Below are 23165 nucleotides of genomic sequence, written 5' to 3' on the forward strand. Positions count from 1 at the left end.
ATTTTATAATTTGTTCTTCCACTTCTTCACATGGTCATAATCTATAACACCTAATTTTTCAGTAGGGTATTTTTTAAAATCATTTACAGCTTCTTGTATTTGTTCTGTCGTCAACGTTTGGTCAATGTATGACATAGCAGACGATAGATTTCGATCTCCACGCGCTATTGCTAGTTGCGTAGGAGTAAATCCCATATCAATTAGCATGTTTGTGAACACTCCTCGACCGATATGTGTGGACCAAAACGTATCCGTTAAAAGGTCATAATCTTTATGCCCCATTAACGATTCAAGAAATACCTTTTTTACTTTCTGAAAACGCCTATCATACACTTTACCAGACATCGCTTCTCCATCACCGTTTAGGAACAGAGCGCTCGGATTCTTGCATATACCCCTCTTAATCATGTAATCTAGTCTTTTATGATGTTTTCGATATACTTCCCAAACGAGGTCATTATCTAAAATAGTCTGTCTAGCCATCTCTGTTTGTAAGTAATTGAGTCTTTTAGGGTTCTCTGATTTTGTATCCTTTAGACGAGAAAAGAATTTGTTACGATTATCCCTTATTTGTACTTCCATTGATTCGCCTTCGCTTACAATCAAATCCCCTCTAGAAACATTAACAACTTCCCCTCTTCTCAATCCGCCATAAAATTGAAAACATAATCCTAGAGCTATGTCTTCTGCAACGTCCATAGCTGTTCGAATGAAGTGGGTTGTTAATTGTTTTCGGTCTTCTCCAAAATCCTTTAACTTTGCCACTTTTCTTTTACTTGTATCTCGTGAAGGGAATCTTGTTCCTAATTCTGGTTCTCTAAATAATGAACCATAAACAGCATCACCACTAGAATTCTTTTTTTCCTCTAAAGGAAAATCTTCTTCTATCCAATTCATTTTTTTCAAAAATACATAAAATGCAGAAAGGTATTTTTCATAATATTCTACTGTTGATTTTTGTAATCCCTCTAAAGAACAATGTGTTAAATATTGACTACCATGTCTACGTTGTAATCCGTGGATTCCCTTATCTTTCAAATCAATAAATTCTTCATGTCCTTCTTCAATCTTTTGTAAACAAAAATTCAAGAAACGACACACTACCCGTGCAGGTGCATCAGCACTGTTTAATGATCTCCCGTAAAACTCATACTGTTTTTTTATGAACTCTGATATAGGGTGCGGATATACAATACCTGTACTTTCCTCCAATACACCTATTGTAATCACTTTTATATTTCTCATTTTCCCTCTAATGATTTCATTTACAGTAGTTTCTTTACGAACAAATTTATAATCCATTATTTTATTCACTTCCCCTTATTCATAAAAGAATTTCTCCCTATGTACTCTCTTTTAATTTTGTTTAATATACTTACTTTTACTATTATCATTTCTCTGAATTAGTATCTAACTCTATCTTATTTTATTATCTCTATTTTGTCCAATAAATTATATATTGGGCTATTTCAAAAAAACTCATTATACCTTACATATAAACACTTTTAGTGTTATAATATAAGTACAATACATATTTTGACCAATAACGGGGGTATAAGAAATATTAAAGCGTGTTACACTTGAGTTAGGCGGTAAATCACCAAATATCATCTTGCCAGATGCTGATTTATCTCGCGCGATTCCTGGTGCACTTTCTGGTGTTATGTTTAACCAAGGACAAGTATGCTCTGCTGGATCACGTTTATTTGTTCCGAAGAAAATGTATGATAATGTCATGGCTGACCTTGTCCTTTACTCTAAAAAATTAAATCAAGGTGCTGGCTTAAGTCCAGAAACTACAATCGGTCCTCTCGTTTCCGAAGAACAACAAAAACGTGTAATGGGCTACATCGAAAAAGGGATTGAAGAAGGTGCTGAAGTACTTTGCGGAGGAAGTAATCCATTTGATCAAGGCTACTTCGTTTCTCCTACAGTATTCGCTGACGTAAATGATGAAATGACGATTGCAAAAGAAGAAATTTTCGGTCCAGTTATTTCTGCTATACCGTTTAACGATATTGATGAAGTAATTGAACGTGCAAATAAATCACAATTCGGCTTAGCAGCTGGTGTGTGGACAGAAAATGTTAAAACAGCACACTACGTTGCAAGTAAAGTACGTGCTGGTACAGTATGGGTAAACTGTTATAACGTCTTTGATGCAGCATCTCCATTTGGAGGATTTAAACAATCCGGTCTTGGCCGTGAAATGGGATCTTATGCATTAAATAACTATACAGAAGTGAAGAGCGTTTGGCTTAACTTAAATTAAAGAGAAAGAACCTGACCTATCCGGTCAGGTTCTTTTCATTCGCTGCCGTTTTCGTTAAACCTACAACGCCTGCCTTCGTAGCTGCATAGTTTGCTTGACCTATGTTTCCTTCTCTACTAATTGAAGATATATTAATAATACGTCCATACCCTTGTTGTCTCATGTAAAGCAGCGCTGGTTGCATACAATAAAAAACTCCAGTTAAGTTCACTTGTAATACTTGTTCCCAAGCAGACTTCTCCATTTTATGTAACATTGCATCCCTTGTAATCCCAGCGTTATTCACCAAAATATATAATGTCCCGAATTTTTGAACGGCATATTCAATTAACGACTTTGCTTCATTTTGATTACTCACATCACATCGATATAAGCTCACTTCATATCCTTCATCCAAGAACTCACGTGTCGTTTTTTGTAATTTCTCTTCATTTACATCACTAATTAATACTTTCGCCCCTAGTTTTGCATACACCCTTGCAATCTCTTTTCCAATTCCCTGTGCAGCTCCTGTTACAACAGCTGTTTTCCCGTTTAAAAACTCCATACCTATCCCCCATTTCTATTACTTATACTGTATATTTCGGCTTTTTACTTTCCAATTCCTCTTTGTATAAAAAAGTCTATTTGTGTCAAACTAACTTTGCAACGTCGCATAAAGTGAAACTTTAATCAGTGGGGATTTTCTTCATCTCCACTGATTATCAGCCCTCACCAATCGGACTTTTATGGGCAGCCCGTCCCCCCTAACTTCTTTGCTTTCACTGAATTTTAAGGTGGGGGTCTTACTGCCCATTAAAGCGGGATAAAGTGCAAGGAGATTGTGTCGAATGAACAAAAAAAATTTCAAACAAAACAAAGCTACTGATGGCATTGATGTAGAGTTCTCTCGTGAACTTGCTGACCACAATGACTTAGAAGCAAACGCACGTGCAAATGCCGCTGATGCACGTCAAAAACGCCAGTCAACTGAAAAATAAGGAAAGCACAACCTTATTCTTTTCAACAGGGACCTACTACCCAACAAAATAAACCGAGAGATATCTCTCGGTTTATTTTCTATATTTTTTTGTATAATGTGCCAAAGTAAGTAGCGGATAAATTTGGGCATAGCTATGATAACGAATATAAAACCCACCAGGTAAACCTGTTCCAGTAGGATATTTTTCATTCACATAAGGATTCGCAAGCAAATATGAAATGCCTTTTCGAATAGCTGGCGTTTCTGTATCATAGTAAGAAATGAGAGCATCTAACGCCCATGCTGTTTGAGATGGTGTACTAAATGGTAAAGTAATGAATCTTTTCTCCATACTACTTTGGCATGATTCTCCCCATCCACCATCTTCATGCTGTATATGTTCAAGCCATAAAGCTGCTCGTTTCAATGATGGATTGTTAGATGGAATTCCGAGTGACCGTAAACCTGTCATAACAGCCCACGTACCATATATATAACAAATCCCCCATTTCCCATACCATGATCCATTTTCCTCTTGTGCATTCATTAACCAATTTATCGCACTTTGTTTTTGTTTCTCAGGTAATTCATTTTGCGTATATGTCCCGAAAAGCTCTAACACTCTTCCTGTAATATCTGGTGTGGAAGGATCTGTAATCATATCACTTGCATTTTCGATTGGTAAATTTGCTAATAATTTGCTCGTCACACCTTTTTCAAACGCTCCCCAGCCCCCATCATTATTTTGTAATCCTTTAACCCAATCAATCCCTTTCTGCCAAGCATTATTTACCTTTTCATTCTCTCTACTTCTTGCCAACACTCTTAGTACAGCAGTTGTATCATCAACATCTGGAACTGTCGTATTTACATCCGAAAAACCCCAACCGCCAGGAATAAGTGCGGGAGCATGTACGCTCCAATCAGCTTTTTTTGTATGCTGTTTTTTTAATAAATATGTTATTGTCTGTTGAATCATCTTGTGATCTTTCGGAACTTGTGCCTCTTGTAACGCATAGCTGAGTAAAGCCGTATCCCATACAGTTGAAGGAGAGTTTTGCAAGTGACTCCCTCTTTCCATCTTCCATATATAAGATGTTATACCAGCTATAGCCTTTTGAATCATTGATGATTGAAGAGAATGCCCTAACGCAAGTAAAGCATAAATCATATAAAACGAGGCAGTTGCGTAACTATATAACGTTCCATTTTCATCAATACGCTCTTTCATGAAACGTTCGACTTCCTCATATCCTTTATGATGTAACGAAAGTGGATACGAGATAATTTGTTTTACATCACTTAATAACGTTTGAAACAAAGGAGACCGATCCTCCCGAAACCATTCTCCGCCCCCGCCCGCAATGTGATTTAAATTTGGCAATAACTTTTTCCCTACTCGAAATCTTTTATTTAAACACACCATCATCGGAATTAAATGGATACGTGCTGAGCTACTCAATTCAAATATACTGAGGGTGGAATCATTCTGTAGAAACATGATTGGTGTTGGTACATGAAAGAGTGAAGGATATTCATATTCTCCATGAATTGCTAATAAAAACTTTGTCATAAAATGAGCACGCGCCACGCCTCCGCGTTCCTTAATGAAATTTTCCGCTCGCTTCATATTCGCATCTTCTTTTGTATATTTTTGCGAAGCAAGTAAGGCGGCATAAGATTGAATGGTAGCTGATAAATTACCTCCCACTTCATCTTCAAACAATTTCCACGTTCCTTCATTTGTTTGAAGTGATGCTAACCTTTTTACAAACGGTTCTATCTCTTTATCTCTACCTAATAATTTTAATAAAAAAATCATATGGCAATCTGTTAATGGAGCTCCTTCAAAACAAAATCGCCACGTACCATCTTGCCGTTGCATCGTTTGAAGTGCAGTTGCTCTTCTCGCTATTTCTTCATGCACTTTTTCATATAATAACAAGTTACTCACCCACCCTTTCGAAATCCGTATAACGATATTCAAGAAAGCAGCTGAATATGTATGAATACAAAGAAAAGCAGAACATATAAGATGCTCTGCTTATAAACAATATCCTACTCCGACAATAATCCCTAATAAAGCACCAACTACTACTTCATACGGCGTATGCCCGACAAGTTCATTTAACTTCTTATATTCTGTTTGTCTACCGTGAAAAAACTCATTCAATATTTTCGCCTGTTTACTTACTGCAAGCCTTACTCCTGAAGCGTCATACATAACTATAATGGCAAAAATAGCAGCAATTGCAAATAAAGTACTTTCCACACCTTCCACAACGCCAACACCTGTCGCCAGTGCTGTAACAGTTGAAGCATGAGAACTTGGCATCCCACCTGAAGCGAAAAACTTTGCAAAATCAAATTCACCCGTTTTAAATAATTTAAAGACTACTTTCGTTAATTGTGCTAAAAACCATGAAATTACAGCGGCCATAAGCGGATCGTTATGTAAAATCGTTTCCACGTTCTCAGCTCCCTACTAGCTATAATGGAAATCCTATAGTATCAGTATAAAGAAAAATGCGTAGAAAATACTACGCATTACGATACTTTTGCTGATTTATTTTTTATAAATTTCGGTTGTTTCTGCACCAAGAACTTTGTTTTCGCTACCGAGAATACAACTAATGCAACCCATATACAGAAAAATGCAATCATATGAGTAGATGTGAAATGTTCACCAAATACGAATACACCTAAAATCAAACTAATTGTTGGTGCAATATATTGTAAAAAACCTACCATATAAAGCGGAATAAGTTGGGCTCCTTTTGCAAAATAAAAAAGTGGCAATGCTGTAACAATGCCCGCTCCTATTAATAGTAATGTCGATAACATTGAGATCGAGCCAAATGAGCCGAAACCATGTACTCCTGTCATTACTAAATAAATAATCGCAAACGGCGTTACTAACATCGTTTCCATCGTAAGTCCAATTGTCGCATCATAGTTTAACATTTTTTTTGTTAATCCATATAATCCAAATGAAAGGGCAAGTGATAAAGAAACCCACGGAATAGCCCCGAAACGTACTGTTAAAATGATAACCCCTACTCCAGCTAAACCAACTGCAACGTATTGCCAAAAGTTTAACTTTTCCTTTAAAACGACTGTACCAAGTAAAATACTAATAAGCGGATTAATATAATAGCCAAGACTTGCTTCAATAACATGATTATGATTAACGGCCCATATGTAGACAAACCAGTTTCCGCTAATCAAGACTGAAGCTATTGTTAATGACATTAATAATTTAGGTCGTTTAAAAAGATTCACGAACTCTCCAATAAACTGACGAAATCTCTTCGTAACACCTAATACGATTAACATAAACACGAACGCCCAAACGATGCGGTGTGCTAATATTTCATCTGCTGGAACTTCCTCAACCCATTTCCAATAGATTGGTAGTATTCCCCACATCGTATACGCACCAGCCGCATATATAATCCCTTTTTTTTGCTCTGCTGATTGACTCCCCATCTTCCTTTTTCTCCTCTTCTCATTTTTTCTCCATTATACGTTCCCACGTGCTCACTTTACCAATAATCAATCTGCATTTCTTTCGACATTTCTCATACAACGAATAATAAACATACCGTTATTACAACAAGTAACGGTATGCCGAAAACAAATTTCTTTTTATGAGTTTTATGATGAAACATATACATACCGATCCAAGCTCCAACTGCTCCCCCAGCTGCTGCTGATAAAAACAACGTACTTTCTGGCGTTCTCCACTGTTTCTTCTTCGCTTTCCGTTTATCAAGCCCCATAAGGCTAAAAGCTATAACATTAATAAGAATAAAATAAATCCATTTCATCGCTTTCTCTCCCTATGAAAAATTCGCTTAATGGTAACATGAAAAAACGATGGAAACAACTGAAGAACACTTTTTATTAATTCGTTACCTTCATATTTACATAGCCAATCAAAAGACTAATTATAGCTATTAAATAGAAAGATGTTATAGGCAAGATCCTTATATTTCATTCCCTTCACCCACTACCATAGCATCAAAAAAACTTCTCTCAATCACTTTTTCATCAAAGTGAAGAACTACAATTAGCCCTACATATAAAGAAACGAAATTTAAAAACCATTCCCCATTATCATCCTTATTAGCTAAGCATTTAAATATCTCTTGAAATTGCATACGCTCGTCTATAGCAACAACCGGTCGCACACCAAAATATTTCAATACGAAATGTAAATCAAGCTGCACGGATAAGGATAAAATATATTTTAATAACTCCGTATAATGAGCAACATTTTTTTGACTATATAGCTTCACGAGCTTTTGATGTAAATGAGCAATCGATAATTCTTCATCAGTCATTTTTGTTGCTTCTATCGTTTCAATCATCTTCTTCATATTCATTACATTTACCCCTCCTGTTACAAAACAAAAGCCAAAGCTTATTTATTTTATAATCAGCAATAATTGAGTATTTCTCGTCTCTCTTTCTTCTTCACTAACTAAGTCATACTTTTTTAGAAGATGAAAGACATCATTTAATATTTCTTGTGAGTGATTACCTTGCAAAAAATTTTTTAATCCTTTAAAAATCTCTTCAGATAAAAAACTCTTTTGACTTTCAAGTTTATTCATTACATCTTCAATAGAATGATCGATATTACACACCATAAAAATCCCTCCTCTATCCTTTATAAATAATATCTTCTGCTAACGATGTAAACACTTCTCCAACAAGAGAATCTTCATCATATACAGATGAACCGCTATTTTCTTCACGTTTTGCAAAAGGTACTTGTGCGATTACTTCTGTTTGCAATTGTTCTGCTAACATTTCGCCGCCGCCTTTTCCAAACAGATAATTTTTCGATCCATCTTGTTCTTCATAATAAGCCATATTTTCCACAATACCTAAAATCTCGTGTTTCGTATGTTTTGCCATTACGCCTACTCTAGATGCTACGAATGAAGCTACATTATGTGGTGTTGTAACGATAATTTCTTTCCCCTGCGGAATCATTGCTGCAACATCAATAGCAACATCTCCTGTACCAGGTGGTAAATCAAGAAGTAAATAATCTAATTCTCCCCAGTGCGTATTCGCAAGGAAATTTTGAATCCATTTATTTAACATCGGTCCGCGCCACATAACCGGATTATTTCCTTCTGTAAAAAATCCCATAGACATAATTTTAACACCGTGACTAATAACTGGAATTGCTGTTTGATCAATCATCGTTGGTTTTTGATTCGTTTCCATCATAGCTGGAATGCTAAAACCATATATATCTGCATCTAATATCCCCACTTTTTTGCCCATACGAGCTAAAGCCGTTGCAAGATTAATTGTTACAGTTGATTTTCCGACTCCACCTTTTCCGCTCGTTACAGTAAGAAATTGTACTCCTGAATCAGGACGAAGCATGCTTGGCATACCAGTTTCTGTTCTAGTATTTTTCTTTAACTTCTCTGTTAAGACTGCACGTTCTTCTTTTGTCATAGAACCGAATGTTAAATCTACTTTTGATGCACCAATTGCGTAAAGTGATTCTTCAATATCTTGTTGAATTTTTGCTTTTAACGGACATCCTTGAATCGTTAGCACTACTTCAAGTTTAACCTCTGTTCCATTCATTTGTATATTTCTAACCATGTTTAACTCCACAATACTTTTGTGTAATTCTGGATCCTCTACATGTTTTAACGCATTCATTATTTGTTCTTGAGTAAGCATAGAACTCATCCCTTCTCGTATTCGAATTTATATATAGCATCTTCTTATCGTTTCAAGAAACGCTTATTATCCACCACTAACAGGCGGGATGAATGCGACAATATCTCCAGCTCGTATCATCTCTTCATTCGTTACAAACTCTTCATTAACAGCCACCATCACACTATCAAGCGATTGTAAACTATAGTTTGCTTTGAGCCATTCTTTTAATTGCTGCACAGTCATTTCTTGTTTTTCGGAAATTACGAATCGATCTAACCCGACTTCCTCACGCAAATTTGCAAACAGTAAAATTGTAATCATTTTCTCATTCTTCCTTCTTCGGTTTTCCTGCTGGATATGGTGTATTTTCAAGTTGATCGCCAATCCACATCGTCCCATCTTCCCAAAATTCTTTTTTCCATATTGGGACGATTCGCTTTATACGTTCAATTGCGTATTCATTCGCTTCATAAGCTACTTTGCGATGCGGTGATGAAACTGCGATGACTACCGCAATATCCATTATTTCTAGCCGGCCTACTCGGTGCGTAATTGCTATTTTTGCGTCCGGCCATCTTTCACTAATTTCTTCACCAATTCTCATAAGTTGTTTTACTGCCATCGTTTCATATGCTTCATACTCTAAATGTAGCGTTCGTCTTCCTTTTGTTAATTCTCTCACTGTACCAATAAAAGTTGTAATCGCACCTGCGTCTCTTCTTGCAACCTTATTTGTTACTTCTTCAACTACAATCGGTATATCTACAATTTCAAATAGCACTTGTCCCATTAGAATCACCTCTCACTTTATAAAATGTCCAAGGCCATTCACTACCTTCGTTATCTTCCAACAAGAGAACATCTACGAACATATCTTTTTTATACCCTCTCGTACCACCTGGAAGTACAATAAATATATTTGTCTCTGCTAGAGAAGAAACTGAGCTAGATTTATCAAACCCTGACGGATAAGCGATTAACTGCCCTTCGTTATATGTTAGTTTTCCTCGTACAAATCTTGTAAATGGATTTGGCTTTAAAAAGTCTTCTCCTAATAACGCTTTTTCTCTTTTTACATGTGCTTTTTCACTAAACATATACGTTCGAATACAAGGTCTTACAAACAATTCAAATCCTACGTAACAAGCAGATGGATTTCCTGATAAACCGAATAATAACTTGCCATTTAATTGCGCTACAGTCGTAACACTTCCTGGCCTCATTGCAACTTTATTGAAAAGAACTGATGCACCTAATTTTTCATATATAGCTGGCAAATAATCGTAATCCCCTACTGATACACCACCTGTTGTAATGAGCATATCTACTTGGCTTATTGCTTCTTTTACAGCCGTAAAACACGTATAAAAATCATCGCTAAACTTCCCAAAATACTTTACTCTTCCGCCTGCTCTTCGGATTTGAGACAATATCATATACGTATTACTATTTCGGATTTTCCCTGGCTGTAATGAATCGTTTACATCCAGTAATTCACTGCCAGTCGCTAATAGTCTAACTACAGGCTTTCTCGCAACTGGCACCTCGCTATACCCAAACGTAGCAAGAAGAGCTGAAATGCCTGGATGAATGTATGTTCCTTTCTTTGCAAGAACCGTTCCTTTACGAGCATCTTCACCTTGAAAAGAAATATTATCGCCCGTTTTGAATGACCGTTTCAATTCCATATACTTACTGCCAGCCTCCTCATATTGACGGGTCAGCTCTAGCATAACAACTGCATCACATCCACTCGGAATCTGTGCTCCCGTCATAATTCGAACTGCTTGAAACGGACCTACTTTCTCATCGAATAGCGATCCTGCACCAATTTCACCCACTACTTCAAATACAATTGGCGTTTCATAACTTGCTAAATTCGTATCTTCTGCTCTAATAGCAAACCCGTCATACGGTGAACGATTAAATGACGGCACATCATGGTCAGCTACTAAATCCTCTGCTAATATACGTCCGTAAGCTAATTCAATAGGTAGTAGCTCCTTTAAGCCGTTATGAGCAAATCCCATCACTTTACGAACAGCCTCTTCAACTGTGATTGGTACTCTTCTTTCCATTGTTGACAACCCTTTCTATTAGCCGAATACGCGATAATATAGTTGTTTCGCTTTCGAAATATCATTTGTGCCATGAATAAAAACACGACCATCCCGAAAAACAACGATGCGGTACTCATCTAATTGGCAAGATAGTAAATACGGATTCCGATTTACTTCCCCCACTTTTTTTAATACTTTTTCTATATCATCAAAATTGTATTTTCTATTGTCAACTGGTCTAATTTGAACTGTATTTCTTCCGCATAAAGCAGCTACCTTCGTTTGATTTTCGTATAATAAATAAGGATAAATGCGATTCAAACCGCATGAAGAGCAATTGTCTGTCTTGATTTTCCCTAGTTTTATAAAATGGTTTTGATTACTCCATATATCAAATATGGAAAATGTTTTTCTAATTGCTGCAAAATCTTCTACTAAAATTTTGAGTGCTTCCGCCACTTGATATGCTGCGACGATTTGTACAGTCGGGCTAATAATTCCAGCTGTATCACACGTCACACCTGTAACTGGAACGTTCTTCAGCACACAATGTAAACAAGGTGTCTCTTGCGGAATAATTGTACAACTCATACCGTACGAGCCAACGCAAGAACCATATACCCACGGGATATTATGTTTTTGTGATAAGTCATTTATTATAAATCGGATATCGAAATTATCTGTTGCATCAATGATTACATCGACATTTTCTAATAGCCCTTCCAAGTTTTCTACACACGCATCCATTACGAAAGCATGTATTTGTACTTCCGAATTAAGTTTTTCTAACCGATTTTTAGCAGCGATTGCTTTTGGCAATTTCTCTCTTGCATCTTGTTCAGAGTACAATTGTTGCCTTTGTAAATTACTCCATTCAACGTAATCACGATCTATGATCGTCAACTTGCCAATACCTGCACGTACGAAACTTTCGGCACTTGCACTTCCTAATGCGCCTACTCCTACAATTAACACATGTTTATTTCGAATTTTTTCTTGCCCTCTACTCCCAATTGATTTAAACAAATGTTGTCGTGAATACCGCTCAGCCATTACATATACCCTTCCTCTCACGAACTCTATTTCATATTAGAATGTTGTTTTTGATAACAAGCAAAGTACGCAAATCCAACAAAACCAGCCCCGCCAATTACATTTCCGATAAAGACAGGAACAAAATTTTTAGCAAGATCCATCCATGTGAGATGACCTGCAAAAATAACTACTGAGATGACAAACATATTTGCTACCACTTGCTGAAATCCAATCACTACAAATGCCATAATGGGAATCCAAATTCCGATTATTTTTCCGACAAAATCACTCGTCCCATAAGCAAGCCAAAGCGCCAAACAAACGAGCCAATTACACCCAATTGCTAAAATTAAAGTTCTTCCAAAAGATTCATGTAACTTGCCTTCTGCTATCGCTACCGTTTTATTTAAATAATCCCCCTCTGTTAATCCGCCAAGATGACCGAAACAATACGCTACGAAAATAGCTCCTACAAAATTCATGAAAGTAATCCAAATCCAGTTATTTAGCACACTAACCAATGTAATTTTCTTTGCATATAGCGCCATAGACAGTGACATCATATTTCCGGTAATTAATTCTCCTCCCGCTAATACAACGAGCATGAGTCCAACAGGAAAAACCGCTCCTCCTAAAACATTTACTAAACTCCCCCAGCGCTCAGGCAAATTACCTAAAACGCGAATGTTAAGTAAAAAACCTAGCGAAATAAACGCTCCTCCTAAAAAACCGAGAATAAGCATTGCTGGCAAGGTCTGACTTACTTTTTGAACACCGGCCTCAATGACAAGCTCAGCAATTTGTTCCGGTTTATGAAATGCCATTACTAATTCCTCCATTTTCTCCAAATAAAAAAGCAGCTTCAAAAAACCTCCTCAAAATAAAGGTTTTTGAATGCTGCTTAATTTCTCTGCACATCTTTTACAGAGAGATCAACCATCACTTTTACTATAAAATAGAAAATCTACAACCATTGCACATCTTCCATTTTGTATATACTTCATCATATTGTCACTTATATATATCAACCACCAATATGTGACATTTCAATTTTAGGTGCTCTTTTTTTTCTTGTATGACTTAAGCGTTCATCTGAATAACGATCTTCTCGTTTGTTCCATATATCGCGTACGACATCTGTTATTTCCTCGTCAGTGTATTCTGATCGAAGCAGTTCTCTCAAATCATTTCCTTTAGAAGCGAACAAACAAGTATATAATTTTCCTTCTGCAGAAATACGAGCTCTCGTACATGAGGAGCAGAAGGAGTCTGTTACTGATGAAATAATACCTATTTCTTCATCACTTCCAATATAACGATAGCGAGTCGCAACCTCTCCTGCATAATTCGCTTCTATTCGTTCTAATGGCATAACTTGATGAATCGTATCTACTATTTCTTGTTTAGAGACAACCTCTTTTAAATCCCAACCGTTATAATTTCCAACGTCCATATACTCAATAAAACGAAGAATATGTTTATTTTCCTTAAAGTATTGCGCCATCTGCAAGATATCCTGTTCGTTTTTCCCCTTTTGAACGACCATGTTTATTTTAATTTTCATACCGACTTCAGCTGCAGCTTGTATTCCTTCCAGAACCCTTTGTACTTTGCTTCTATTACCATTCAAATAGAAAAACCGCTCTTCTTCTAAGGAATCTAAACTAACTGTCACACGTGATAAACCCGCCTTATATAAATCAGGAGCAAACTTTTTAAGTAACGATCCATTAGTTGTTAAACCGATATCCTCCACACCATCTATTTTATTCAGGCGCTCGATAAGCTGCGGAAGACCTCTTCGAAGTAACGGTTCTCCGCCTGTAATCCGTAATTTTCTAACACCTAAAGAAACGAAAATACGCGTTATCCTTTCAATTTCATCAAAAGATAAAATTTTATCATTAGACAAAAACGAGTAATCAGGACCAAATATTTCTTCTGGCATACAATATCGACAGCGAAAATTACAGCGATCAGTAACTGAAATACGTAAATCCTTTAACGGACGTTGTAGTTTGTCTAATGTGACAGATTTCATATTTATTGCCTCGCTTTTACTTAGTTTATATTTAAAACACGCTCCGGATGCGTATATACATTTAAGGATTCATTCCGAATAAATCCTATCGTAGTAATACCTAATTCTTCAGCTAGCTGTAAAGCCAACTCAGTTGGAGCTGATTTTGACAGTATAATTTCACAACCAATTTTTGCAACTTTCAATAATATTTCCGAAGAAATACGACCGCTAAAAACAATAATTTTATCTCTTATAGAAATATTATTTTTTAAACAATAACCGTAAATTTTATCTAACGCATTATGCCTTCCGATATCCATTCGACTTAAAATAATACCATTCACATTGCACAAAGATGCATTATGAACGCCCCCTGTATGACGAAATGTCTCCGCAGATTGCTGCATTTCTTTCATTAATCGAAAACAGTCTTCTGCAGTAACTTGTACATGGACGCCATTCATTTTCTTTGCACTTAATGCATCATTCGCAAAAACAAATCCTTGTCTACTCATACCACAGCATGAAGTAATATAACGTTTATTTTGCATTTGTTCGTAATACGGATTTACTTTTGCCGTCGTGACATGTACAAATCCTTCTTTCTCTTGTACCCATATGTCATCAATATCTTCATACTTCCGAATGATTCCTTCAGATGCTAAGAAGCCTATTACCATATCTTCTATATATTCTGGAGTACTAACCATTGTAACAAACTCCTGTCCGTTCATTTTAATCGTGACTGGAAACTCTGTTACAATGCTGTCCTCTATATGTTTAAACGCCCCTTGTTCATAACGAAAGATTTCTCTTTCTACCTGTATCGGTTTCACGATCAGTATCCTTCTCTCACGTTATATTTTTATCAAAAACAAATACCGAAACTGCAATATCTTCTTCTACTTTCATATCTGAAAACAAATTCACTAATTTCGCTCCAACAAGTTCCTCCAAATGTTCACGGGAATTTGCAGCATACACTTCTTGAATCATTTTCGTTCTAGCCATATGAACCATTTCCGCACCGTCCATTGTACTTGAAATGAATTTTTCAGTAGGTGTTAAGTTTCCGTAAAGAGTCGCAATCGCCATATTTTCAGCAAAAACAGTATGAATTCGTTCTGGCCCTTTTCCGAAAAGTTCCTTTCGAAGTTTTCGAATCATATCATTAAATTCATGTACTTTTTTTGACATACAATTATACCTCCCAAAAAACCTCATTTTACTTTATTATATATTTTACCAAAATGAGCCTTCCGCCCAAACTATTTCGTACAAACATTTGGGCGAAAGGGTTCACTTCATGAAGTTTATTCTTCTTTTAATCCTTTTCCCATACCTTTTAAGAAATGAAGCCCAAACCCGATAGCACGGTTAATGTCTGGATCTTTCAATACTTTCATAAGATCGAATACCCCTACTTTTTTATTACTCTCTAGATGTTCATTACCTTTTTCTAGCCCTACTAATAAGCTACCTATAAGCTTTTTCGTAAGCTCCGGATCAAGTTCTGTTAAAGCACCCGCAGCCCCCATCATATTATTAATTAAATTTGTAACGGGCTCACGAGTCACTTGACCAAGAACAATCTTTGCGATTGGTTCTTTCGCCTTTAGCATAGAATTTGCTGCTTCTAGCATGCCAATATCATTCAATTCCCCTACTATATTAAACATTTGATTTAGAGCGTCTTCATTATTAGCTAGAAGCTCTTTTAAATCGTCTAATTTTTTCTGTTTTATTTCTTCCTCAGTTAATTCTTGTTTTTGAATCATTTTTATAGGTGCAGCCATATTTTTCTCCTCCTACTTATCCGTTAAATGCACATACCCTGGACGTGCCCACTTACGATGTACCTCAATACCAGATTGAGGATGACGTTTTTTATTACGCGGGTTCGCTTTTGGCATCGGATTTTCGCCATCAACTTCCAGCACTTCCATACGCACTTTCGTCTGTTTATAAGCAGGTGTGTTCGTACGCGTATCAACGGCAGGACCTGTTAAGAAATTAATTGCTGTTTCATTATCTGTAGAGTTCATCGGTAAATATAACTCATTCGCTTTTACACGATTTGTTACAAGTGCACGTAATTTTAACGCTCCAAACGGAGAGACAAGACGGACTAATGAACCAGTTTTTACTCCACGTTCTTTTGCAAGTGCTGGAGAAACTTCAACGAAAACGCCAGGCACTTTCGTTTGAATACCTGTTGATTTATTTGTCATATTCCCTTCATGGAAGTGCTCAAGCATACGACCATTGTTAATATGAAGGTCGAACTCAGCTGGGAATTCAGCTGGGCGCACCCAGTCAGCAATCGCAAAACGAGCTTTTTTATCCGGGAAGTTAAATCCATCTTGGAAAAGAAGCGGTGTATTCGTTCCATCAAAACTTCCCCAATGGAAACTATTCCATCCTTCCAATACTTCATAGTTTGCTTGTGAAAATAGTGGTGATAAACTTGCCATTTCAGCAAAAATTTCACTTGGATGACTATAACTCCAGTTTGCACCTAATTTATTCGCAACTTCCTGCACAATCCACCAGTCTGGCTTCGCATCTCCAAGCGTAGGAAGAACTTGATATAGTCTTTGAACACGACGCTCTGTATTTGTGAACGTACCTTCTTTTTCAAGAGATGGCGCTGCTGGTAATACAACATCTGCATATTGAGCCGTTTTAGATAAGAAAACATCTTGCACAACGAAGAAATCAAGGCTTGATAATACTTCATGTACATGATTCGCATTAGAGTCTACAAGAGCCATGTCTTCTCCGACAAGATACATAGCTTTCATTTTCCCTTCGTCAATCGCGTGAAGCATTTCAATATTATTCAGACCTGGTTCGCTATTAATTTTCACTCCATAAGCCATTTCAAATTTCGCACGTTCCATATCGTTCGTAACGTGTTGATATCCAGGAAGCCATCCTGGTAAAGTACCCATATCACAAGCACCTTGTACGTTATTATGACCTCGAAGCGGATATGCACCAGCGCCTGGACGACGATAATTACCTGTTGCAAGTAGTAAGTTTGAAATTGCAGCGGAAGTATCAGATCCACCTGTATTTTGCGTTACCCCCATTCCCCAAAGGATACATGTACCATCTGCATCACGAATCATTTCAGCCATTTGAATCAGTGTTTCTTTTGAAATACCAGTCATTTCTTCTGCATATTCAAGTGTATATGCTGTAAGGCTCTCTTTGAAATCTTCAAAGAAATTTACATTCTCATCAATAAATCGTTGATCGTGCCAGCCTTGATCAATCATATATTTCGTAACAGCCATTAACCATACTTGATCTGTTCCTTGTTTTGGACTAATAAAGACATCTGAACGCTCTGCCATTTCTGTTTTACGAAGATCAGCCACAATTAATTTTTGTCCGTGTAATTTATGTGCACGTTTAATACGTGTAGCTAAAACAGGATGACCTTCTGTCGGATTACAACCTACAATAATAACAAGACCAGATTGTGCAATATCTTTAATCGTTCCAGCATCTCCGCCCATACCAATTGTACGGAATAATCCGTCTGTCGCTGGTGATTGACAATAACGTGAGCAGTTATCAATATTATTCGTTTCAAATACTTGTCGAGCTAATTTTTGAATCACATAATTATCTTCATTCGTAATTTTAGATGAAGAAATAAAACCGATAGCATCTTTACCGTACTCTTCTTTAATCGATCCTAATTTACTTGCAACTACATTCAACGCTTCTTCCCATGTTGATTCAACAAACGTTCCATTTTTACGAATTAAAGGTTTCGTAATTCGTTCTTTAGAATTTACGAAATCCCAACCAAATTTTCCTTTTACACAAGTAGAAATTGCGTTAACTGGCGCATCAGAAGAAGGTTGTACTTTAAGAATTTTACGCCCTTTCGTCCACACTTCAAATGAACAACCTACACCACAAAATGTACATACTGTTTTCGTTTTCTTCGTACGAGTATCACGCATGGCCGCTTCCACTTCTGATACCGCAAAAATACCGCTATATCCAGGCTCTACTTCTTTAATTAAATCTACCATCGGTTCAAGAATATCTGGCTTTAGTCCCGTCATAAATCCAGCTTCACCGAGCATCGTTTTCTCCATTAAAGCGTTACAAGGACAAATGGTTACACATTGACCACAACTAACGCATGAAGAATCATTAATATTTACTCCTTCATCCCAAATCACTCGTGGGCGTTCCGCTTCCCAGTCTATCGATAATGTTTCATTTACTTGTAAGTTTTGACACACCTCTACACATTGACCACATGCAATACATTGATTCGGGTCATAACGATAAAACGGATGCGTCATATCAACTTCACTTACATCTACTTTCGGTTCATAAGGATATTTTTGATGTTCAATTTCCATTAATTCTGCCGTATTATGCAGTTTACAGTTCCCATTGTTGTTGTCACATACTGTACAGTATAATAAATGATTTTCTAGTAACCGATCCATCGCCTCTGTTTGTGCTTCTTTCGCACGAGTAGAATTACGTTCAATGTTCATACCTTCTGTCGCTACTGTCGAACAAGAGCGCATTAACTTTCCGTCAACTTCTACAATACAAGTGTCACATGTTTGAATAGGATCTACTTCTGGCACGTAACAAATTTGCGGATGTTCAATCCCGTTCTCATTTATAACACCCAATATCGTTGAACCGGGCTCCGCTGTATACTTTTTTCCGTCCATTGTAATATGAACCATGTTGTTATTCATGGTCTTTCCCCCTTTTTGAGAATAAAAAAACTCCACCACGAAAATATACGCACCACATTTCGGCACGTTATTATCATGGTGGAGTAGTTTATTAGCACATCTTGCTAAAATACCAATCCATTTATTCATAAATAAAACGATAGAGTCATAACAGGTCATATCACGATTCCATCTTTAACACTATAATTATAGCGTTAAAGTTAAAAATATACAATATAAAATTTAAACTACGCATATGTCCGTATGGAACTATCCATAATAACCCATATAAAGTGAAACTTTAATCAGCCCTCACCAATCGGGATAAAACATAACAAGGAGTAAGCAAACAAATGGGGTCTTTTAATAAATGGATTCGTGGTGAAAAATCTTTTTCTAACCAAGAGCAAGCTGATCACACATTAAATATATCTATTTCTTCTTCCCTTTCCCTTAATTTAAAGCACTTGTCCAAACTGTTTAGCGGTATTCCAGAATTAATAACACGCAATTTTCCATTAAAAAACGGACAGGAAGCTGCACTTATATATATGGAAGGACTTGTAGACAAAACTGTTATTAACGTAAACATCCTTCGTCCTCTCTTATTTAAAGAGTGGAATGAAGACGATTTTTGGGAAGCCTCTGTTTCTATCGGAAATATTAAAAAGATTGAGCAGTGGACAGACATTGAACAATCTCTTTTACACGGCAAAAGTATTTTATTTATAAACGGGCAATTATCCGCTTTAGAGCTTGATACGCAAGCGGCACCAAAAAGGAGCATTGAAGAGCCTACAACAGAGAGCTCCATAAAAAGCTCACACGAAGGATTTAATGAAGTAGCGAGCGACAGCCTTGCACTTATTCGTCGATATATTCCAAATCGCGAATTGAAAGTGAAGGAATTCACTGTTGGTGAACGAGCTACTTCAAAGGTTTTTTTGCTTTATCTAGCAGATGTTGCGGACGAAGATGTCGTAAAAGAAATGGCATCCCGTATCGAATCAGTAAAAGTGGATGCGATTCTTACTACTGGTGAATTAGAGGGGTTTGTTGAAGATAATTCCTTTACTCTCTTTCCGCAATTATCAATAACTGAACGCCCTGACACAACAGCACATCATATTCTAGATGGGCGAATTGCTGTTGTTGTAGATCGTTCACCAGGCGTATTAATTGGACCAATGACTTTTTCAGCTTTTTTTCAGACGATAGATGATTACAGCTTCAGGCCAATGATTCCATCTTTTATACGATTACTTCGTTTCACTGGATTATTTATTGCAATTTTTGCTCCTGCTCTTTATATTGCTATGATTTCCTTTCATTATGAAGTGATTCTACTTAAATTATTGTTAACGATTGGAGAATCTCGAGCTAAAATTCCTTTTCCTCCTATATTAGAAGCACTTTTGATGGAATTAGTACTTGAAATGCTCCGCGAAGCTGCAGTTCGGCTTCCGGGTCCCGTTGGACAAACCATTGGCGTCGTAGGAGGGATTGTCATCGGACAAGCTGCAGTTCAAGCAGGAATAGTAAGTAATGTCATGGTTATCGTCGTATCTATTACTGCAGTCGCTTCTTTCATCATCCCTAATCTAGAAATGTCTGCAGGAATTCGACTTCTTCGCTTCCCAATGATGATAATTGCCTCTTTATTTGGTGTCATTGGCATTATGGTTGGGATGGTAATCATTATTATTCATATACTTTCTATGGAATCTCTCGGTGTTCCTTATGGTAGTCCTTTTTCTCCGTTATTTGCTTCGGATTTAAAAGATATTCTTATACGTTTACCATGGAAAATAATGAAGAAGCGTCCACTATCCCTTAACTTAAAACAAGAGAATCGACAACGCGATATAGAAGGAACGGAGGAAGAGAAGTGACAAAGCGTGCAAAGAGGGAGATTAGTTTATTTCAATACATTTTAACGATTAGTGGTGTTCAAGTAGGATTCGGTGTCCTTACACTTCCTCGTGAAGTTGTACAAGGGGCGAATACAGATGGATGGATTTCTATTATTATTGGATGCGCTATCACTACTTTAGTCAGTCTATGTATTGTAAAAATTATGGAAAAGCATCCTGGGTATACTTTACTTGATGTGCTGACTCGTTATCTTGGGAAGTGGCTAGGAAGAGCAGGAATGATTTTTTGGATTTTATATGCTGTCCTTGCAGCTATTTCCTTAATTTTTTCCCTCTTATACGTTATTCACATTTGGATTTTACCTAGAACTCCAATGTTTTTAATTATGATTTTACTATCTATTCCCATGCTTATGCTCGCATGTAAAGGCGTTCTTATTATAAGTCGTTACGCTGTTTTCACTGTGTTTTTCACACTGTGGATGCCTTTGCTATTGTTTATCCCTCTTAAAGATGGGCATTGGATATACCTTCTCCCTCTTCTTAAAGAGGGCTGGATACCAGTTTTAAACACCGTAAAATCAACTATTATTGCATTTCTTGGATTTGAGTTTGCATTTATCCTTTATCCTTATTTGAATAACAAATCCTCTGCCAAAAAAGGGATTGTTATCGCAAATTTAATTACACTATTTCTCTATCTTCAAGTCACGTTCGTTTCTTTCGTTTATTTTAGTCCAGATGGTATAACAAAGTTTTTATGGCCCACCCTTTCTCTTGTTACACCATTTCACTTTTCATTTCTGGAACGGTTTGAAATTATTTTTTTATCTTTTTATCTCTTCATTATTTTTGATTCTTGCATTCCTTACATATTTACCGCTTCAGATGGAATCAATCAATTACTTAACAAAAAAGGGAGTTCCTTACCTATTTGGTTTTTATTATTCGGGTGTATTGTTGTCTTATTCTTTTATATCCCTTCCTCTTACCAAATAAGTGCTTTGCGAGACTTTTGGGGAACTGCCAGTTATTTTATCGTTTTTCTGTTTCCAGTCGTATTTCTCTTATACATGACACTTTATCAGCATTGGAAAAGGAGAAAAATTTAAATGAGACGCTTTATTCATTTCACTATACTTTACTTTCTCATAACCTTTTTAACAGGCTGTGGAGATCGGCTAGACTTAGAAAAACAATCAATTTCATTAATTTACGGCTTTGACGCAAAAGCAAAAGGAAAATTAATTGTGTACCACGTAAACCCTATTTTTAATGAAGACGTAGAAAAAAAGTACGAAACACATGAAGCGAAAGTAAGTACACCTCGAGAAGCAAAAGCAACGTTTAATAGTTCAAGTGGCGGTTTAGTATCTACAGAAAAGTTACAGCTCATTTTATTTAGCACAAATTTTTTAAAACAAGAAGGGGCTATGCCTTACCTTGATGTTTGGTATCGTGATCCTAAAAATACCGGAAACATGCGTATGGTTGCAGTAGACGGTCCAATTTCTTCAGTTATATATAATAACTTTAAAGATAAGCCTGCCCTTCCCGAGTATTTAACAGATTTAATTAATACGAACAAACTGTACAATCGGACCGTTTTTACGACATTCCATGAATTTCATAGGCAAACTTTTAATAAGGGTATAACACCTGCTATTTCAGAAATAAAAAAAGGTAAAAAAGATGTTATCGTTACCGGTTCTGCGCTATTAACTTCTCGCGGAATTTATAAAATGTCATTAAATCGTTATGAAAGCGCCCTTCTTCTTTTGTTACAAAAGAAAGCGAATACACCGGTTTCGCTTACATTGAAAATCCCTTCTACTTCAGTCGAAAGTAATAGTGATTTAAAAGATACCGATGGCGGCGATTTCGTAACAATAAATGTTCATAGCATGAATCGTGATATCCATACAGACTATAGCGATAACCACTTCAAATTTAATGTTAAAATGGATTTAAAAATTGCTGTATCTGAACTTACATTCAATATGGATATAGACAAAGATAGAAAGAAATTAACTTCTCTTATTACAAAACAACTAAACAAAGATTTGAACGATTTAATCCACAACATTCAAAAACAGCAGCTTGATCCATTCGGATTTGGTGATTATGCGAGAGCGTTTCAATATGAAGAATGGGAAAAAGTTGAAGACGATTGGCCGAGTGTCTTTTCAAAAGCTAACGTGAAAGTAGCACCTACGATTAAAATTTTAGAAAATGGGATTATTAAATAGCAAAAAACACGCTACTTGCTCTTATACGTTTAAAGAGTAAGTAGCGTGTTATCATTTTTATTTTGAAGCTTCTTATACAGTTACACTTCTGTTTCTTGTTCTTCACTTTCCGCTTGTTCCAATCTTTGCTGCTCCGCAATTTCAGCTGAAATCATCCCATAATAAATTTCTGGATACAATCCAAATATTTGATATATACTTCCTAAAAACGGCATCGGAATCCCTCTTTTCTAAAGTTGTATTGCCACTTTTAAGGATTCCCTA

At 36.5% G+C, this 23165-nt stretch carries 23 protein-coding genes and 2 pseudogenes; 5 read left to right on the forward strand and 20 right to left on the reverse strand.

Going from position 1 to position 23165, the window contains the following annotated elements:
• Positions 1–3: 3 nt before the first annotated feature.
• Complete coding sequence (locus PDQ33_RS05850; RefSeq protein ID WP_073515864.1) at positions 4–1302, reverse strand: hypothetical protein; 1299 nt, start codon at positions 1300–1302, stop codon at positions 4–6.
• 256 nt (positions 1303–1558) lie between these two features.
• Here PDQ33_RS05850 and dhaS point away from each other — a divergent pair.
• Positions 1559–2272, forward strand: a pseudogene (gene dhaS, locus PDQ33_RS05855) (aldehyde dehydrogenase DhaS); the annotation flags it as partial.
• Positions 2273–2306: 34 nt separating this feature from the next.
• On the opposite strand, the pseudogene PDQ33_RS05860 reads toward dhaS, so the two are convergent.
• A pseudogene (locus PDQ33_RS05860) lies at positions 2307–2819 on the reverse strand (SDR family oxidoreductase); the annotation flags it as partial.
• A gap of 283 nt (positions 2820–3102) precedes the next feature.
• Between PDQ33_RS05860 and PDQ33_RS05865 the strand changes: the two are divergent.
• Complete coding sequence (locus tag PDQ33_RS05865; protein WP_001035808.1) at positions 3103–3252, forward strand: YfhD family protein; 150 nt, start codon at positions 3103–3105, stop codon at positions 3250–3252.
• Between the two features lie 72 nt (positions 3253–3324).
• Here the strand turns inward: PDQ33_RS05865 and PDQ33_RS05870 are convergent, their stop codons facing one another.
• From PDQ33_RS05870 to fdhF, 17 genes are all read right to left on the reverse strand, one after another.
• Entirely contained in the window at positions 3325–5178 is a 1854-nt protein-coding gene (locus tag PDQ33_RS05870; protein WP_270755048.1) for a terpene cyclase/mutase family protein, read from the reverse strand.
• Between the two features lie 99 nt (positions 5179–5277).
• On the reverse strand, positions 5278–5703 hold the full coding sequence (locus PDQ33_RS05875) for a divergent PAP2 family protein (protein ID WP_000447815.1): 426 nt from the start codon (positions 5701–5703) through the stop codon (positions 5278–5280).
• A gap of 77 nt (positions 5704–5780) precedes the next feature.
• Complete coding sequence (rarD, locus tag PDQ33_RS05880) at positions 5781–6722, reverse strand: EamA family transporter RarD (RefSeq protein WP_061131691.1); 942 nt, start codon at positions 6720–6722, stop codon at positions 5781–5783.
• Positions 6723–6814: 92 nt separating this feature from the next.
• Positions 6815–7063, reverse strand: a complete 249-nt coding sequence (locus PDQ33_RS05885; protein WP_000871337.1) for a DUF1294 domain-containing protein — start codon at positions 7061–7063, stop codon at positions 6815–6817.
• A gap of 159 nt (positions 7064–7222) precedes the next feature.
• Positions 7223–7621: a hypothetical protein gene (locus PDQ33_RS05890; protein WP_048557167.1), complete on the reverse strand. Its 399-nt coding sequence runs from the start codon at positions 7619–7621 to the stop codon at positions 7223–7225.
• Between the two features lie 42 nt (positions 7622–7663).
• Entirely contained in the window at positions 7664–7888 is a 225-nt protein-coding gene (locus tag PDQ33_RS05895) for a hypothetical protein (RefSeq protein WP_000227057.1), read from the reverse strand.
• A 13-nt stretch (positions 7889–7901) separates the two neighbouring features.
• Positions 7902–8951, reverse strand: coding sequence for a P-loop NTPase (locus PDQ33_RS05900; RefSeq protein WP_061131689.1), 1050 nt, complete (start codon positions 8949–8951; stop codon positions 7902–7904).
• Between the two features lie 66 nt (positions 8952–9017).
• Positions 9018–9254, reverse strand: coding sequence for a molybdopterin converting factor subunit 1 (gene moaD / locus PDQ33_RS05905; RefSeq protein WP_270392994.1), 237 nt, complete (start codon positions 9252–9254; stop codon positions 9018–9020).
• A 4-nt stretch (positions 9255–9258) separates the two neighbouring features.
• Complete coding sequence (moaE, locus tag PDQ33_RS05910; RefSeq protein ID WP_061131688.1) at positions 9259–9723, reverse strand: molybdopterin synthase catalytic subunit MoaE; 465 nt, start codon at positions 9721–9723, stop codon at positions 9259–9261.
• Complete coding sequence (gene moeA / locus PDQ33_RS05915) at positions 9704–11011, reverse strand: molybdopterin molybdotransferase MoeA (protein ID WP_270755053.1); 1308 nt, start codon at positions 11009–11011, stop codon at positions 9704–9706. The genes moaE and moeA overlap by 20 nt, the downstream gene beginning before the upstream one ends.
• Before the next feature lie 18 nt (positions 11012–11029).
• Complete coding sequence (locus PDQ33_RS05920) at positions 11030–12046, reverse strand: molybdopterin-synthase adenylyltransferase MoeB (RefSeq protein WP_061131686.1); 1017 nt, start codon at positions 12044–12046, stop codon at positions 11030–11032.
• A gap of 26 nt (positions 12047–12072) precedes the next feature.
• Positions 12073–12852, reverse strand: a complete 780-nt coding sequence (locus tag PDQ33_RS05925) for a formate/nitrite transporter family protein (RefSeq protein WP_270755056.1) — start codon at positions 12850–12852, stop codon at positions 12073–12075.
• Positions 12853–13052: 200 nt separating this feature from the next.
• Positions 13053–14069: a GTP 3',8-cyclase MoaA gene (gene moaA / locus PDQ33_RS05930; RefSeq protein WP_270755057.1), complete on the reverse strand. Its 1017-nt coding sequence runs from the start codon at positions 14067–14069 to the stop codon at positions 13053–13055.
• Positions 14070–14089: 20 nt separating this feature from the next.
• On the reverse strand, positions 14090–14887 hold the full coding sequence (fdhD, locus tag PDQ33_RS05935) for a formate dehydrogenase accessory sulfurtransferase FdhD (protein ID WP_000802675.1): 798 nt from the start codon (positions 14885–14887) through the stop codon (positions 14090–14092).
• Positions 14888–14903: 16 nt separating this feature from the next.
• Complete coding sequence (locus tag PDQ33_RS05940) at positions 14904–15248, reverse strand: DUF2294 domain-containing protein (RefSeq protein WP_000039582.1); 345 nt, start codon at positions 15246–15248, stop codon at positions 14904–14906.
• Between the two features lie 116 nt (positions 15249–15364).
• A complete protein-coding gene (locus PDQ33_RS05945) occupies positions 15365–15847 on the reverse strand; it encodes a DUF1641 domain-containing protein (protein WP_000729889.1) in 483 nt (160 codons plus the stop codon).
• Positions 15848–15859: 12 nt separating this feature from the next.
• Complete coding sequence (gene fdhF / locus PDQ33_RS05950) at positions 15860–18799, reverse strand: formate dehydrogenase subunit alpha (protein ID WP_270755058.1); 2940 nt, start codon at positions 18797–18799, stop codon at positions 15860–15862.
• Positions 18800–19131: 332 nt separating this feature from the next.
• Here fdhF and PDQ33_RS05955 point away from each other — a divergent pair, with 332 nt between their 5' ends.
• Genes PDQ33_RS05955 through gerSC form a run of 3 tightly spaced genes read left to right on the forward strand, consistent with a single transcriptional unit; the run spans position 19132 to position 22901 of the window.
• On the forward strand, positions 19132–20670 hold the full coding sequence (locus tag PDQ33_RS05955; protein WP_270755059.1) for a spore germination protein: 1539 nt from the start codon (positions 19132–19134) through the stop codon (positions 20668–20670).
• On the forward strand, positions 20667–21764 hold the full coding sequence (locus PDQ33_RS05960; RefSeq protein ID WP_270755060.1) for an endospore germination permease: 1098 nt from the start codon (positions 20667–20669) through the stop codon (positions 21762–21764). The genes PDQ33_RS05955 and PDQ33_RS05960 overlap by 4 nt, the downstream gene beginning before the upstream one ends.
• Positions 21765–22901 carry a spore germination protein GerSC gene (gene gerSC, locus PDQ33_RS05965; protein WP_270755062.1) on the forward strand — a complete coding sequence of 379 codons (1137 nt, stop codon included), beginning with the start codon at positions 21765–21767 and terminating at the stop codon, positions 22899–22901.
• Between the two features lie 80 nt (positions 22902–22981).
• On the opposite strand, the gene PDQ33_RS05970 is transcribed toward gerSC, so the two are convergent.
• On the reverse strand, positions 22982–23116 hold the full coding sequence (locus PDQ33_RS05970; protein WP_001116168.1) for a hypothetical protein: 135 nt from the start codon (positions 23114–23116) through the stop codon (positions 22982–22984).
• Positions 23117–23165: the final 49 nt, after the last annotated feature.

The sequence above is a fragment of the Bacillus cereus group sp. Bc031 genome (assembly GCF_027716265.1).
Classification (GTDB): domain Bacteria; phylum Bacillota; class Bacilli; order Bacillales; family Bacillaceae_G; genus Bacillus_A; species Bacillus_A paranthracis.

Excerpts from the sequence above, each read along its gene's own strand:
- PDQ33_RS05850 (WP_073515864.1), bottom strand. The coding sequence starts at position 1,302 with ATGGATTATAAATTTGTTCGTAAAGAAACTACTGTAAATGAAATCATT.
- PDQ33_RS05865 (WP_001035808.1), top strand. The coding sequence starts at position 3,103 with ATGAACAAAAAAAATTTCAAACAAAACAAAGCTACTGATGGCATTGAT.
- rarD (WP_061131691.1), bottom strand. The coding sequence starts at position 6,722 with ATGGGGAGTCAATCAGCAGAGCAAAAAAAAGGGATTATATATGCGGCT.
- PDQ33_RS05885 (WP_000871337.1), bottom strand. The coding sequence starts at position 7,063 with ATGAAATGGATTTATTTTATTCTTATTAATGTTATAGCTTTTAGCCTT.
- PDQ33_RS05890 (WP_048557167.1), bottom strand. The coding sequence starts at position 7,621 with ATGAATATGAAGAAGATGATTGAAACGATAGAAGCAACAAAAATGACT.
- PDQ33_RS05895 (WP_000227057.1), bottom strand. The coding sequence starts at position 7,888 with ATGGTGTGTAATATCGATCATTCTATTGAAGATGTAATGAATAAACTT.
- PDQ33_RS05900 (WP_061131689.1), bottom strand. The coding sequence starts at position 8,951 with ATGCTTACTCAAGAACAAATAATGAATGCGTTAAAACATGTAGAGGAT.
- moaD (WP_270392994.1), bottom strand. The coding sequence starts at position 9,254 with ATGATTACAATTTTACTGTTTGCAAATTTGCGTGAGGAAGTCGGGTTA.
- moaE (WP_061131688.1), bottom strand. The coding sequence starts at position 9,723 with ATGGGACAAGTGCTATTTGAAATTGTAGATATACCGATTGTAGTTGAA.
- moeA (WP_270755053.1), bottom strand. The coding sequence starts at position 11,011 with ATGGAAAGAAGAGTACCAATCACAGTTGAAGAGGCTGTTCGTAAAGTG.
- PDQ33_RS05920 (WP_061131686.1), bottom strand. The coding sequence starts at position 12,046 with ATGGCTGAGCGGTATTCACGACAACATTTGTTTAAATCAATTGGGAGT.
- PDQ33_RS05925 (WP_270755056.1), bottom strand. The coding sequence starts at position 12,852 with ATGGCATTTCATAAACCGGAACAAATTGCTGAGCTTGTCATTGAGGCC.
- moaA (WP_270755057.1), bottom strand. The coding sequence starts at position 14,069 with ATGAAATCTGTCACATTAGACAAACTACAACGTCCGTTAAAGGATTTA.
- PDQ33_RS05940 (WP_000039582.1), bottom strand. The coding sequence starts at position 15,248 with ATGTCAAAAAAAGTACATGAATTTAATGATATGATTCGAAAACTTCGA.
- PDQ33_RS05945 (WP_000729889.1), bottom strand. The coding sequence starts at position 15,847 with ATGGCTGCACCTATAAAAATGATTCAAAAACAAGAATTAACTGAGGAA.
- fdhF (WP_270755058.1), bottom strand. The coding sequence starts at position 18,799 with ATGAATAACAACATGGTTCATATTACAATGGACGGAAAAAAGTATACA.
- PDQ33_RS05955 (WP_270755059.1), top strand. The coding sequence starts at position 19,132 with ATGGGGTCTTTTAATAAATGGATTCGTGGTGAAAAATCTTTTTCTAAC.
- gerSC (WP_270755062.1), top strand. The coding sequence starts at position 21,765 with ATGAGACGCTTTATTCATTTCACTATACTTTACTTTCTCATAACCTTT.
- PDQ33_RS05970 (WP_001116168.1), bottom strand. The coding sequence starts at position 23,116 with ATGCCGTTTTTAGGAAGTATATATCAAATATTTGGATTGTATCCAGAA.